This is a genomic window from Streptomyces sp. NPDC001401, assembly GCF_042895385.1.
Taxonomy (GTDB): domain Bacteria; phylum Actinomycetota; class Actinomycetes; order Streptomycetales; family Streptomycetaceae; genus Streptomyces.
This window is the reverse complement of sequence record NZ_JBIAWI010000008.1, coordinates 393,654-405,720: the sequence shown is the minus strand read 5'-3', so window position 1 is coordinate 405,720 and position 12,067 is coordinate 393,654. Positions and strand designations below refer to the sequence as shown.

General features: G+C 71.2%; 12 protein-coding genes. 2 read left to right on the top strand and 10 right to left on the bottom strand.

Going from position 1 to position 12,067, the window contains the following annotated elements; all coding sequences use genetic code 11:
• Nucleotides 1–53 precede the first annotated feature (53 nt).
• Entirely contained in the window at nucleotides 54–1,058 is a 1,005-nt protein-coding gene (locus ACFY10_RS27405; RefSeq protein WP_390667845.1) for an Lrp/AsnC family transcriptional regulator, read from the top strand.
• Nucleotides 1,059–1,146: 88 nt separating this feature from the next.
• Here the strand turns inward: ACFY10_RS27405 and ACFY10_RS27400 are convergent, their stop codons facing one another.
• The 4 genes from ACFY10_RS27400 to ACFY10_RS27385 are packed head-to-tail and all read right to left on the bottom strand — an operon-like array spanning nucleotide 1,147 to nucleotide 4,161.
• Nucleotides 1,147–1,347 (bottom strand): ferredoxin, encoded by a 201-nt coding sequence (locus ACFY10_RS27400; RefSeq protein ID WP_390667844.1) that lies wholly within the window; start codon nucleotides 1,345–1,347, stop codon nucleotides 1,147–1,149.
• A gap of 2 nt (nucleotides 1,348–1,349) precedes the next feature.
• The gene (locus ACFY10_RS27395) at nucleotides 1,350–2,564 is read right to left on the bottom strand and encodes an NADH-ubiquinone oxidoreductase-F iron-sulfur binding region domain-containing protein (protein WP_390667843.1); all 1,215 of its coding nucleotides are present in this window, start codon (nucleotides 2,562–2,564) and stop codon (nucleotides 1,350–1,352) included.
• Nucleotides 2,564–3,142 carry a ferric reductase-like transmembrane domain-containing protein gene (locus ACFY10_RS27390; protein ID WP_390667842.1) on the bottom strand — a complete coding sequence of 193 codons (579 nt, stop codon included), beginning with the start codon at nucleotides 3,140–3,142 and terminating at the stop codon, nucleotides 2,564–2,566. The genes ACFY10_RS27395 and ACFY10_RS27390 overlap by 1 nt, the downstream gene beginning before the upstream one ends.
• Nucleotides 3,139–4,161 carry an FAD:protein FMN transferase gene (locus ACFY10_RS27385; RefSeq protein WP_390667841.1) on the bottom strand — a complete coding sequence of 341 codons (1,023 nt, stop codon included), beginning with the start codon at nucleotides 4,159–4,161 and terminating at the stop codon, nucleotides 3,139–3,141. Before ACFY10_RS27385 ends, ACFY10_RS27390 begins: the two co-directional genes overlap by 4 nt.
• Nucleotides 4,162–4,176: 15 nt before the next feature.
• Between ACFY10_RS27385 and ACFY10_RS27380 the strand changes: the two genes are divergently transcribed.
• Nucleotides 4,177–4,527 (top strand): hypothetical protein, encoded by a 351-nt coding sequence (locus tag ACFY10_RS27380; RefSeq protein ID WP_390667840.1) that lies wholly within the window; start codon nucleotides 4,177–4,179, stop codon nucleotides 4,525–4,527.
• Between the two features lie 97 nt (nucleotides 4,528–4,624).
• On the opposite strand, the gene ACFY10_RS27375 is transcribed toward ACFY10_RS27380, so the two are convergent.
• The 6 genes from ACFY10_RS27375 to dxr form a co-directional block, all read right to left on the bottom strand.
• Nucleotides 4,625–6,328, bottom strand: coding sequence for a proline--tRNA ligase (locus tag ACFY10_RS27375; RefSeq protein ID WP_390667839.1), 1,704 nt, complete (start codon nucleotides 6,326–6,328; stop codon nucleotides 4,625–4,627).
• A 73-nt stretch (nucleotides 6,329–6,401) separates the two neighbouring features.
• A complete protein-coding gene (locus tag ACFY10_RS27370) occupies nucleotides 6,402–6,968 on the bottom strand; it encodes a GNAT family N-acetyltransferase (RefSeq protein WP_390667838.1) in 567 nt (188 codons plus the stop codon).
• Between the two features lie 54 nt (nucleotides 6,969–7,022).
• On the bottom strand, nucleotides 7,023–7,871 hold the full coding sequence (locus ACFY10_RS27365) for a GNAT family N-acetyltransferase (RefSeq protein ID WP_390667837.1): 849 nt from the start codon (nucleotides 7,869–7,871) through the stop codon (nucleotides 7,023–7,025).
• Nucleotides 7,872–8,128: 257 nt separating this feature from the next.
• Nucleotides 8,129–9,286, bottom strand: coding sequence for a flavodoxin-dependent (E)-4-hydroxy-3-methylbut-2-enyl-diphosphate synthase (gene ispG, locus ACFY10_RS27360; RefSeq protein WP_390667836.1), 1,158 nt, complete (start codon nucleotides 9,284–9,286; stop codon nucleotides 8,129–8,131).
• Between the two features lie 168 nt (nucleotides 9,287–9,454).
• Nucleotides 9,455–10,747 carry a M50 family metallopeptidase gene (locus ACFY10_RS27355; RefSeq protein ID WP_390667887.1) on the bottom strand — a complete coding sequence of 431 codons (1,293 nt, stop codon included), beginning with the start codon at nucleotides 10,745–10,747 and terminating at the stop codon, nucleotides 9,455–9,457.
• 8 nt (nucleotides 10,748–10,755) lie between these two features.
• The gene (dxr, locus tag ACFY10_RS27350; protein WP_390667835.1) at nucleotides 10,756–12,021 is read right to left on the bottom strand and encodes a 1-deoxy-D-xylulose-5-phosphate reductoisomerase; all 1,266 of its coding nucleotides are present in this window, start codon (nucleotides 12,019–12,021) and stop codon (nucleotides 10,756–10,758) included.
• Nucleotides 12,022–12,067 lie beyond the last annotated feature (46 nt).

Genomic DNA, 12,067 nt, shown 5'->3' with positions numbered 1-12,067 from the left:
GCGGGAATTGGCGGAATACGCCGCTCAGGGGCCCCGAATCCGAAGGATCCGCCATGCTGTCCGAAACCGACCTCGCTCTGGTCAACGCCCTCCAGGTCAGCCCACGCGCCCCCTGGTCGCTGATCGGGCGGGCGCTGGGCGTCGGCCCGGTGACGGTGGCCCGGCACTGGGAGCAGCTGGTCGAGCGGCGCGAGGCCTGGCTGACCGCCTATCCGGGCCACACCGTCGCGGGGCAGCTGGTCTTCGCCTTCGTCCAGGTCGACTGCGCGCCCGGCGAGGCCGTGCGGGTGGCGCGGAGGGCGGCTGCCGACCCGCATGTGGTGGCCGTCGACCACGTCGCGGGCCCCTGCGACCTGATGGTGCACCTGGTGGCGGCCGACCTGGAGGCGGTGTCGCGGTACGTCGTGGACCGGCTGGCGGGACTGCCGGGTGTGGTGGCGACGCGGACCCTGGTGGCGCCCCACATGTACACCGAGGGCAGTCGCTGGCAGGTGCGGGCGATCTCGAGCAGCCAGCGCGACACACTCACCGCTGCCGCGCCCCCGTCCCCGGCCGGGCCGCCGCGCTTCGGCGAGCTGGACCGGGCCCTGCTGCTGGCCCTCGGGGAGAACCCGCGGGCCGCGCACGCCGAACTGGCCGAGCGGCTCGGCGTCGGCGCCAGCACGGTTCGCCGTCATCTGAACGGGGCCCTGGCGGGCGGGGTGATCCGGCTGCGCTGCGAGGTTGCGCGGTCGCTGTCGACGGCTCCGGTGACCATGCTGTTGTGGGTGCGGGTGCCGCCGGATCAACTGGAGCGGTCGGCGGGGATGTTGGGGCGGTTTCCTGAGGTGCGGATGTGCGCCGCTGTGAGCGGCACTGCCAATCTTCTGGTTGGCGTGTGGTTGCGGTCGCCCGGCGATGCGGTGGGGGTGGAGAGCGAGATGGTGGGCAAGGTGTCGCGGCTGGAGATCGTGGATCGGGCGGTTACTTTGCGGGCGGTGAAGCTTGGTGGGTGTCTGCTGGATGAGCGGGGGCGGATCAGTGGGCGGGTGCCGATGGATTTCTGGGCGGATGTTTAGAGCGGTTCAGCTCGGGGGTGCGGGTTGCTTTTCGGAGTGCGGGTGCGTTGGGGCTGATCGCGCAGTTCCCCGCGCCCCTTGAGGGCGTTCAGCCGACCGTCAGCTTCAAGGCCAGGACGGGGCAGTCTGAGGCTGCTCTGCGGGCTCGTTTCACTGTTCTCGTGGGTACGGGGCTTCTGTCCACGAGCGGGTAGCCCCACTCGTCCAGCGTGATGTGGTCCGGAAGGATTTCCGCGCACAGGCCGTGGCCCTCACAGGCTGTCCAGTCGATGTCGATTCGCTGATCCATTTTCAGACCTCCTGAGGGACGGGAAGCAGAGGCATCTGGTCGGTCGCCGTGCACAACCCCCTTGCGTGGGCGTCCAGTTCGGCCGCGAAGGTGGTGAGGGCACTGCGTACCAGGCGGGCCGTGCCGTCGGGGTGGTGGCAGGCGCCGCGGCCCTCGACGAGGCCGGACCAGCGGGCGGCGTCGGTGCGGGTGGTGCCCTGGGGGCCGGGGGTGGCCAGGGTCCGGAAGGCCGTGGCGATGCGCGGAAGGCCGTTGAGGCAGGGGCCGCACTGGCCCGCCGACTGGAGAGCCAAGTAGCGCAGGACTCGGGCGGTTTCGGCCGGACCGCAGTGCGTGGCGGGAAGGGCCGCGAGGACACCGGCGCCCATCGTGCTTGCGTCCAGGGGGAGTTGGGACGCTTCGGCCGCCGGGTGCCAGGTGCCGTGGTAGCCGCCGAGGAGGACGGCGGACATGCCGTCGAGGGGGACGATGCGGTGCAGGGGCATGCCGAACGGGGCTTCGACGACGCGGGGTTCGCAGCCGGGCACGTGCACCGTGCACAGGGCGCTGCCCGGCTGGGCCGGGGTCCCGGCGGTGCGGAACCAGTCCGCGCCGTAGCGGGCGACAAGTGCCAGGTGGGCGAGGGTCTCCACGTTCTGGACGAGGGTGGGGGCCCGGCCCACCCCGCGTTCGCGGACCGGCGGGTTCTGGTGGGCGGGCAGCGCGGCGCCGCCGCCGACGAACCGGGCGAGCGCGGAGGCCTGCCCGGACAGGAACCGTTTGGGGAGTCGTACGACCTGGACGGCGACGGGGTCCTTGCGGTGGGCGAGGGCCGACTCCACGTAGGACGCGCCCTCCTCGACGGCGAGGTACGCCTCCCCCGCGCCGACCGCCTGTGCGGCCACCTGGATTCCGTCCAGGACGAGGTGCGGCGACAGGGCCAGCAACGTCTTGTCCTTGCGGCTCGCGGGCTCGCCCTCGGCGCCGTTGGCGACGACGACCGGAGCGCGGCCGGTGCGGCGGCCGGCCTCGGCGACCGCGGCGAGCTTGCGGTGCACGGGGAACGCCGCTCCCCCGCGACCGGTGAGCCCGGATGCGGCGACGGTTCTCAGGAGGGCGGCCGGATCGCCGTACGACAGTGGGCCGTAGCGCTGCTGGTGCGTGGTGAGGTCGGCCGGGGCGCCGCCGGGGGCGAGCAGGCGCGGGGGCATGTAGAGGTCGGGGAGGGTGGCGGTCATCAGCGGGCTCCTTCGGCCGTGCGGAGAAGGGCGGCGGGGGTGCGGCGGGCGGTGCGGGCGGAGTGCGCCACGCGGATGCCTCCGGCGGTGAGGACGGTGGCCACGCAGGCGATGGTCAGCCAGGTCATCCAGTCGGTGCCGGTGTCCGTGCCGATGCCGATGCCGTGGATCAGGGCGACCGGCCAGGAGGCGTACGCCAGCCAGTGGACTGCGCGCCACGTGCGGTGGCCCATGCGGGCGCGGAGCAGGCTGGTGATCAGTACCGCGAGCATGAGGTCGACGGCGACCGTGCCCAGGCCTAGCCAGAGCGGCTGGTAGTCGGAGACGAACGGGACCACGGCGTCGAGGATGCCGATGTTGACGTAGCTGTCGGTCACCGCGAGTGCGATGTGCAGGGCCAGGAAGGCCGTTGCGGTGAGGGAGAGGGTGCGGTGGAGGGAGACGGTGCCGAAGCGGGGCAGGCCGGGGAGCCTGCCGCGGAGCTTTACGGCTATGCCGAGCAGGACCACGACCGTGAAGAGGACCAGGCAGACGGCGCCGGTGGCGCGGTTGGCGTACCAGAGGGTTTCGGAGGTCATGCGGTTGACTCCCGGTGCGGGCTGGTCGCGCCCCGCGGCGGAGCCGCTGATTGACACAGCCCCGCGCCCCTGGGGGTGGTTGGCCAGCCCGGCGTTGTGATGACCAGGCCCTCCTGGCTCACCAGCCGTGCCGGCAGGCCTCGCCGCGTCAGCCAGCGTTCCGCGCCCGCGCCCTTCACCAAGGCCGCCGTGGTCGCCGCGTTGGCTTCGGCGCAGGTGGAGGCGGCTACCGAGACCGTGCGCCACGGGGAGCGGACGGGCAGGCCCGTGTGCGGGTCGACGATGTGGTGGAGGTCGTGGCCGTTGCGGTGCCAGTTGCGGGCGGCCGTACCGGAGGTGGCGAGGCCGCCGCTGTGCAGGCCGACGGTGGCGCACGGGCCCTGCGTGGGCGTCTCGTCGGCCGGGCCGGTGACGTCCTGGACGCGGATCTGCCAGCCGCCCGCCGGGGGCTCGCCCGCGACGGCGGTGTCGCCGCCGAGGCTCACCAGGACTCCGCAGCCGGCCGTCGCCGCGAGCAGCGCGGCGGCCTTGTCTGCGGCCCAGGCCTTGGCCGTGGCGCCCAGGTCCAGGCGGACGCCGGCCGGGACGACGACCGTGCCGGTCGCGCGGTCGAGCTGCACGGTGCGCCAGCCCGGGGCCCGCCGCACGGTGAGCCGTACGGGGCGGTCGTCCTCCTGGACCAGGGTGAAGTCGCGGTCGTAGCCGATCGCGTCCATCGCGGAGCCGACCGTGGGGTCGACGGTGCCGTCGGTCGTCTCGGCCGCGTGCAGGGCGACCGCGAGGGCCTCCGCGAGCACGGGGCTGACCCGGACCGGGCGGCCCGCCGTCCCGTCGAGGGCGGCCAGCTCCGAGTCGGCGCGGAACCGGCTGCAGGCCGCGTCGACCTCGGCGAGGTGCCGGGCCAGGAGCAGATTGCAGGAGTCGAGCAGTGCCGGGTCGGTGACGACCAGGCGGACGCTGGTACCGAGGGCACGCCAGTCGGTGGCGGCCGTGGTGCGGGTCTGCACGGGCGTGCTCATCACGACGCCCCCGAGGTGGAGTCGGCGGAGCCGCCGGAGGAGGAGGTGAGGCCGCTGGAGCCGGACGAACTCGAGGAGTTGTCCGAGCTGCTCGACGAGCTGTCCGAGCCGGATGAACTCGCCGAGCTGCTCGACGACGTATCCGTGCCGGCGCTTGAGCTGGAGCTGCTGCTCGTGCCCGTGCTGCTGCTCGCCGCCGAGCTCGCATCCGCCTGCATCGTGCCGATCAGGGCGAACACTCCCGCCACCCCGGCCAGCGTCACGGCCGCGGCGAAGGCCGCCGTACGTCGTGCACCTCTGCGGACCGCTGCCGCGGCCCCGCGTTCCTCTTCCCTGGTCGTCATGACCGTTCCCCTCCCGCAGTGACGTTCTGTCACGTCCTACGGTCGGGGAACGGCCTGAGAGAAGTCTGTGAGGCGCCTTTAGGCACCCAGAGACGTTCCTGAGGAGTTTCTTCAGACGATCAGGCGGTGAGGCGGGCGATCGCCTCGTCCACCGTCAGCTCCTCGCGCTCGCCGGTCCTGCGGTCCTTGAGCTCCAGGACGCCCTCGGCGGAGCGGCGGCCCGCGACCAGGATCTTCGGTACGCCGATGAGTTCGGCGTCCGTGAACTTGACGCCCGGGGAGACGCCGGCGCGGTCGTCGACCAGGACGCGCAGGCCGGCCGCCCGCAGCTTCTCGGAGACCTCGAGTGCCAGCTCGATCTGCAGGGCCTTGCCCGCGGCGACGACGTGCACGTCGGCCGGGGCGACCTCGGCGGGCCAGCACAGGCCCTGCTCGTCGGCGGTCTGCTCGGCGAGCGCCGCGACCGCGCGGGAGACACCGATGCCGTAGGAGCCCATGGTGACCCGGACCGGCTTGCCGTTCTGGCCGAGGACGTCGAGCTTGAGGGCGTCGGCGTACTTGCGGCCGAGCTGGAAGATGTGGCCGATCTCGATGGCGCGGTCCAGCTTGAGGCCGGTGCCGCAGTTCGGGCAGGGGTCGCCCTCCTGGACGACCACGACGTCGACGTACTCCGCGACCTCGAAGTCGCGGCCGGCGAGGACGTTCCTGGCGTGGATGCCGTCCTTGTTGGCGCCGGTGATCCAGGCGGTGCCGGGGGCCACCCGCGGGTCGGCGATGTACTTGACCTTCTCGCCCAGGCCCTGCGGGCCGACGTAGCCGCGGACCAGGTCCGGGCGGCCGGCGAAGTCCGCCTCGGTGACCATCTCGACGATGCCCGGCGCGAAGTGCGCCTCGACCTTGCCCATGTCGACCTCGCGGTCACCGGGGACACCGACGGCGACGATCTCGCCGTCGACCTTCACGAGGAGGTTCTTCAGGGTGGCGGAGGCCGGGACCTCCAGGAAGGCGGCGAGGGTCTCGATGGTCGGGGTGTCCGGGGTGGGGATCTCGTCGAGCGCGGGCACGCCTTCGGCGTCCACCGCCTTGAGCTCGTACGTGATCGCCTCGGTGTTGGCCGCGAAGTCGCAGTTCGGGCAGTCGGCGAAGGTGTCCTCGCCGGCCTCGGCCGGGGCGAGGAACTCCTCCGACTTGGAGCCGCCCATGGCGCCGGCGGTGGCGGCGCAGATGCGGTAGTCGAGGCCGAGGCGCTCGAAGACGCGCTGATAGGCCTGGCGGTGCAGCGCGTAGGACTGGGCCAGGCCCTCGTCCTCGGTGTCGAAGGAGTACGAGTCCTTCATCAGGAACTCGCGGCCGCGCAGGATGCCGGCCCGCGGACGGGCCTCGTCACGGTACTTGTGCTGGATCTGGTAGAGGATGACCGGCAGGTCCTTGTACGAGGACGCCTGGTCCTTCACCAGCAGGGTGAAGATCTCCTCGTGGGTCGGGCCGAGGAGGTAGTCGCCGCCCTTGCGGTCCTTGAGGCGGAACAGCTCGGCGCCGTACTCGTCCCAGCGGCCCGTGGCGTCGTACGGCTCCCGCGGCAGCAGGGCGGGGAGCAGCACCTCCTGGGCGCCGATGGCGTCCATCTCCTCACGGACGATGCGCTCGACGTTGGCGAGGACCTTCTTGCCGAGGGGCAGCCACGACCAGATGCCGGCCGCCGTGCGGCGGACGTAGCCGGCGCGGACGAGCAGCTTGTGGCTGAGGACCTCGGCGTCCGCCGGGTCGTCACGCAGCGTCTTCGCCATCAACTGGGACATGCGTTGGACCGGTGCGTTCGCCATGGTTCTCGTACTCCTGCTGCGTAAGGGTGATGGCAAGGAGGTTAGCCGGGGGGCCGGTTCCGGTGGAAATCCGTTAACGGCGCCGCAGGGGCAGCGGTGCGCCCATCACGGCGTACGGCTTCGGGGCGCTCGGGAAGAGGACCTGGCGGGCCAGGTCCTGGTAGCCGAGGGAGTGGTAGAGGCCGCGGGCCGGGCTGTCGACATCGATCGCGGAGAGGATCGAGCGGGGCTCGAGGGCGCCGTCGGTGATGGTGGTGATGAGGGAGCGGCCGATGCCGCTGTTCTGGTGGCGGGGGTGGACGTGCAGCTCGGTGATCACGAAGGAGTTGTCGAGCCAGCCGTCGTGGCCCTGGGCGCGGAGGTAGGGCTCGACGACCGTGGACCACCAGTGCGTGCGGTCGTTCGGCATGCCGTAGACGAAGCCGACCAGGCGGCCTTCAACGGTGGCGCCGAGGGCGCGGGCTCCCGGGTATGTCATGTGCCGCAGGACGATCTGCCGCCGTACGGCGACCTCGTCGGCACCGAGCCCGAAGGCCACGGCCTGCACGGCGAGCGCCTCGTCGACCCGGGCGGACAGATCGAGGGGACCGATGACGACGTCGTCGGGTCGGCGGTGTCCGTGGCCGGGAAAGCGCAGCATGCCGGGGAGACTACAGGTCTCGTACGAGGCTCAGAACAGCACTGTGAAGTGCGGCTAGAAGAGAACGCTCATGAACGCGCCGACCTCCTGGAACCCCACCTTCTGGTACGCCCTTCGCGCCGGGGTGTTGAAGTCGTTGACGTAGAGGCTGACGATCGGGGCCACGTCCGCCAGCGCGTACCGCAGCACCGCCGCCATGCCCGGGGCGGCGATCCCCCTCCCCCGGTACTCGGGGGCCACCCACACCCCCTGGATCTGGCAGGCCTGGGCAGTGGCCGCGCCGATCTCCGCCTTGAAGACGACCTTGCCGTGCTCGTCGAGGCGGGCGAACGAGCGGCCGGATCCGACGAGTTCGGCGACCCGGGCCTGGTAGAGCAGGCCGCCGTCCCCGGCGAGCGGCGAGACGCCGACCTCCTCGGTGAACATCGCCACGCACGCCGGCATGATCGTCTCCATCTCGTCCTTGCGGATGCGGCGGACGTAGGGATCCGGGCCGATGCCGTCGGGCATGCGGTCGGTGACCATGAGCGGCTGGTGGGCGCGGACCTCGCGGGCGGGGCCCCAGCTGGGTTCGAGCAGGCGCCAGAGCAGGGTGGTGGCCTCGACGGGGCCGACTATCGAGGAGCAGCGGCGGCCGGCCCTGCGCGCGCGGTCGGCGAAGGCGCGCACGGCGCGCGGGCCGGCGCAGATCGGGACCAGGTTGGCGCCCGCGTAGCACAGGGAGGTCAGCATGCCCTCCTCGTAGAAGCCCCACATCTCGCCGCCGAGCCGCCACGGGTCGAGGCCCGCGACCTGCACCCGGGAGGTCACGAAGGCGTTCGCGACCGGCTCGCGGTCGAGGACGGCGAGCGCGGCGTCCAGGTCGCTCGGTTCGAGCACCCGTGAGGTGGTCTGCGTCAACACGTGCGGGGCCTCACCCTGAGGTTCTGCTGATCTCCGCACTGTACCTGCGGAAGCTGAGCCGCGCCGCCCCCCCTTGGTTGACCTGCTGTCCGTTGCCAAGTGCCCTGTGGCTGCGGTGCCGTCACTGGGGGCTGCCGCCCCCAGGCCCCCGCTGTCGGCCTGAACGGCCTCGTCCTCAAACGCCGGACGGGCTGAAGATTGCCGACCGGCGCTCGAAAAGTTCCCTCAGCCCGAAGTTCCCTGAGCTCGAAGTTTCCTCAGCCCGCCACCGAAACCGACGGCTCGCCCGAGGGGGTGCCGTCCGCCTCCATCTGTTCGGCCAGCTTCATGGCCTCCTCGATGAGGGTCTCCACGATCTTGGACTCGGGGACCGTCTTGATGACCTCGCCCTTGACGAAGATCTGGCCCTTGCCGTTGCCGGAGGCGACGCCGAGGTCGGCCTCGCGGGCCTCACCGGGGCCGTTGACGACGCAGCCCATGACGGCGACGCGGAGCGGGACCTCCATGCCGGTCAGGCCCGCGGTGACCTCCTCGGCCAGCTTGTAGACGTCGACCTGGGCGCGGCCGCAGGACGGGCAGGAGACGATCTCCAGGCCGCGCTGCTTGAGGTTCAGGGACTCCAGGATCTGGTTGCCGACCTTGACCTCCTCCACGGGGGGCGCGGAGAGGGAGACACGGATCGTGTCGCCGATGCCCTGGGAGAGCAGCGCCCCGAAGGCGACGGCCGACTTGATCGTGCCCTGGAAGGCGGGGCCGGCCTCGGTCACGCCGAGGTGCAGCGGGTAGTCGCACTGGGCGGCGAGCTGCTTGTAGGCCTCGATCATCACGACCGGGTCGTTGTGCTTGACGGAGATCTTGATGTCCCGGAAGTCGTGCTCCTCGAAGAGGGACGCCTCCCACAGCGCGCTCTCGACGAGGGCCTCCGGGGTCGCCTTGCCGTACTTCTGGAGCAGGCGCCGGTCGAGGGAGCCCGCGTTGACGCCGATGCGGATCGGGGTGCCGTGTTCCTTGGCGGCCCGCGCGATCTCCTTGACCTTGTCGTCGAACTGCTTGATGTTGCCGGGGTTCACCCGCACCGCGGCACAGCCGGCCTCGATCGCCGCGAACACGTACTTCGGCTGGAAGTGGATGTCCGCGATCACCGGGATCTGCGACTTGCGGGCGATGGTGGCGAGCGCGTCCGCGTCGTCCTGTGTGGGGCACGCCACCCGCACGATCTGGCAGCCGGAGGCCGTCAGCTCGGCGATCTGCTGGAGCGTCGCGCCGATGTCCGACGTACGCGTCGTGGTCATGGACTGCACCGACACGGGCGCGTCCCCGCCGACGGCCACGGTCCCGACCTGGATCTGCCGGCTGTGCCGACGCTCGGCAACCCTGGTCGGAACGGACGGCATGCCGAGAGAAATCGCAGTCATCTGCTGTGCAACCCCAAGTCGTGGATCAAGGTCCGGTCCCGTCAGCAGCGGGCTCCAGGCTTCGAGATTACGGCACGTGCGCAGGCCCGGGCACATCCCGCCCGTAAACCCACTCAATGGAAGACGGCCTGGCACATAGCGTGCCAGGCCGTCACAAACTCCGCGTGACTAGGTGATTTTGACTGGGTTAACCACGTCCGCGATCAGCACGAGGAGGGTGAAGCAGACGAAGACGCCCGCCACCACGTACGCCACCGGCATCAGCTTCGCCACGTCGAACGGACCCGGGTCCGGCCGCCGCAGCACCCGCGCCAGGTTGCGGCGCAGGGACTCCCACAGGGCGCCCGCGATGTGCCCGCCGTCCAGCGGGAGCAGCGGGAGCATGTTGAAGAGGAACAGGGAGAGGTTGAAGCCGGCGATCAGCATCAGGGCCGTGGCCAGCTGCTGGGTGGCCGGAATGTCGAGGGTGAAGATCTCGCCTCCGACGCGGGCGGCGCCGACCACGCCCATCGGGGAGTCGGCCTGACGGGGGGCGCCGTCGAAGGCCGCGTTCCACAGGGCCGGGATCTTGCCGGGCAGGTCCGCGATGGAGCTGACGGCCTCGTCGAGGCGGTCGCCCATCCAGGACACGGACTCGCCGAAGTCCTGGCGGACGACGCCGTTGGCCGCGCTGAAGCCGAGGAAGCCCGCGGTGACGTACTTGCCCGGGACGACGTGGCCGGTGGAGTCCTTCTTCGCGACCTGGTTGGTGGCGATCTTCGCGTGCAGGGTCGTCTCCTGGCCCTTGCGGTCGACGACGATCGCCACGTCCTTGCCGGGAGTGGCGCGGATGAGGTCGGAGAGCTTGTTCCAGTCGTTCGTGCGCACCCCGTTGAAGGACACGATCTTGTCGCCGGCCTTGAGGCCCGCCGCGGCGGCCGGGGAGTCGGCGTCGGACTTCTTGCACTTGTCGCGGTTCTCGCTCTGGGCGATGACGCACTGGGAGACCGAGCTGACGGTGGTGGTCTGCTGGGTGATGCCGAAGCCCATCAGGACCGTGAGGAACAGCGCCACGGCCAGGATCAGGTTCATGAAGGGGCCCGCGAACATCACGATGACCCGCTTCCAGGGGGCGCGGGTGTAGAAGAGACGGGTCTCGTCGCCGGGGCGGAGCTCCTCGAAGGCCGCCGAGCGGGCGTCCTCGATCATGCCGCGCCAGGGCGAGGTGGAGCGCGCGCTGATTCTGCCGTCGTCGCCCGGCGGGAACATGCCGATCATGCGGATGTAGCCGCCGAACGGGACGGCCTTGAAGCCGTACTCCGTCTCGCCCTTCTTCCGCGACCAGAGGGTCGGGCCGAAGCCCACCATGTACTGCGGCACGCGGATGCCGAAGAGCTTGGCGGTGGACAGATGCCCCAGCTCGTGCCACGCGATCGAGACCAGCAGGCCGACCACGAAGATCACTATGCCGAGGATCATCATCAGGGATGTCATGCACGCGCCTCCGCGGCAGAAGTCGTCTGCGCCGTCAGTTCCCGGGCCCGGGCCCGTGCCCAGGTCTCCGCTTCGAGGACGTCCGGCACGGTGAGTGAAGTTCCCGTACGCGGGGTGCCGTGCTCCTCGACCACCCTGGTCACGGTCTCCATGATGGCGTTGAACGGCAGCGCGCCACTGCGGAACGCCTCCACGCACTCCTCGTTGGCCGCATTGAACACCGCCGGGGCGGTGCCCGCGAGCTCACCCACGTGCCGGGCGAGGTTCACGGACGGGAACGCGTCGTTGTCGAGCGGGAAGAACTCCCACGTCGACGCCGTGCTCCAGTCGAAGGCCGGTGCCGCGTCGGGGACGCGGTCGGGCCAGCCGAGGCCGATGGCGATGGGCCCGCGCATGTCGGGGGGCGTCGCCTGGGCGATCGTCGATCCGTCCGTGAACTCAATCATCGAGTGGACATACGACTGGGGATGCACGACGACCTCAATGCGGTCGAAGGGAATGTCGTACAGCAAGTGTGCCTCGATGACCTCGAGGCCCTTGTTGACCAGGGTCGCGGAGTTGATCGTGATCACCGGGCCCATGGCCCAGGTGGGGTGGGCGAGCGCGTCCTGGACGGTGACGTTCGCCAGCTCGGCCTTGGTACGGCCGCGGAAGGGGCCGCCGGACGCGGTGACGACGAGTTTGCGTACGTCCGCACGCGTGCCGGCCGCCAGCGCCTGGAACAGGGCCGCGTGCTCGGAGTCGACCGGAATGATCTGCCCGGGCTTGGCGAGCGCCTTGACCAGTGGGCCGCCGACGATGAGCGACTCCTTGTTGGCGAGCGCGAGGGTGCGGCCCGCCTCCAGGGCGGCGAGGGTCGGGGCGAGACCGATGGAGCCGGTGATGCCGTTGAGCACGGTGTGGCAGTCGGAGGCGGCGAGCTGGGTGGCCGCCTCGGGCCCGGCGAGGATCTCCGGGAGCGGCTCCCCCGCGCCGTACTGCGCGGTGAGCGCCTCGCGCAGCGCCGCTACGGCGTCCTCGCGGGCGACCGCGACGGTCCGTACCCGCAGCCGGCGCGCCTGCTCGGCGAGGAGGGCGATCCGGCCGCCGTTGGCGGAGAGTCCGGTGACCCGGAAGCGGTCGGGGTTGCGTAGCACGAGGTCGATGGCCTGGGTGCCGATCGACCCGGTGGAGCCGAGGATCACCACGTCCTTCGGGCCGCTGCCCGCCACGGGGTCGTAGACGAGATGCGGGTCGGCGAGTGGGGCTGGACTGTCGCTCATTCCTCCATTGTTGCCGAGGCGGGGCACCGGGAGGACAGTGCGTCGC

Coding starts and splice junctions, on each gene's coding strand:
- ACFY10_RS27405 (WP_390667845.1), top strand. CDS start 54: ATGCTGTCCGAAACCGACCTCGCTCTGGTCAACGCCCTCCAGGTCAGC.
- ACFY10_RS27400 (WP_390667844.1), bottom strand. CDS start 1,347: ATGGATCAGCGAATCGACATCGACTGGACAGCCTGTGAGGGCCACGGC.
- ACFY10_RS27395 (WP_390667843.1), bottom strand. CDS start 2,564: ATGACCGCCACCCTCCCCGACCTCTACATGCCCCCGCGCCTGCTCGCC.
- ACFY10_RS27390 (WP_390667842.1), bottom strand. CDS start 3,142: ATGACCTCCGAAACCCTCTGGTACGCCAACCGCGCCACCGGCGCCGTC.
- ACFY10_RS27385 (WP_390667841.1), bottom strand. CDS start 4,161: ATGAGCACGCCCGTGCAGACCCGCACCACGGCCGCCACCGACTGGCGT.
- ACFY10_RS27375 (WP_390667839.1), bottom strand. CDS start 6,328: ATGGCGAACGCACCGGTCCAACGCATGTCCCAGTTGATGGCGAAGACG.
- ACFY10_RS27370 (WP_390667838.1), bottom strand. CDS start 6,968: ATGCTGCGCTTTCCCGGCCACGGACACCGCCGACCCGACGACGTCGTC.
- ispG (WP_390667836.1), bottom strand. CDS start 9,286: ATGACTGCGATTTCTCTCGGCATGCCGTCCGTTCCGACCAGGGTTGCC.
- ACFY10_RS27355 (WP_390667887.1), bottom strand. CDS start 10,747: ATGATGATCCTCGGCATAGTGATCTTCGTGGTCGGCCTGCTGGTCTCG.
- dxr (WP_390667835.1), bottom strand. CDS start 12,021: ATGAGCGACAGTCCAGCCCCACTCGCCGACCCGCATCTCGTCTACGAC.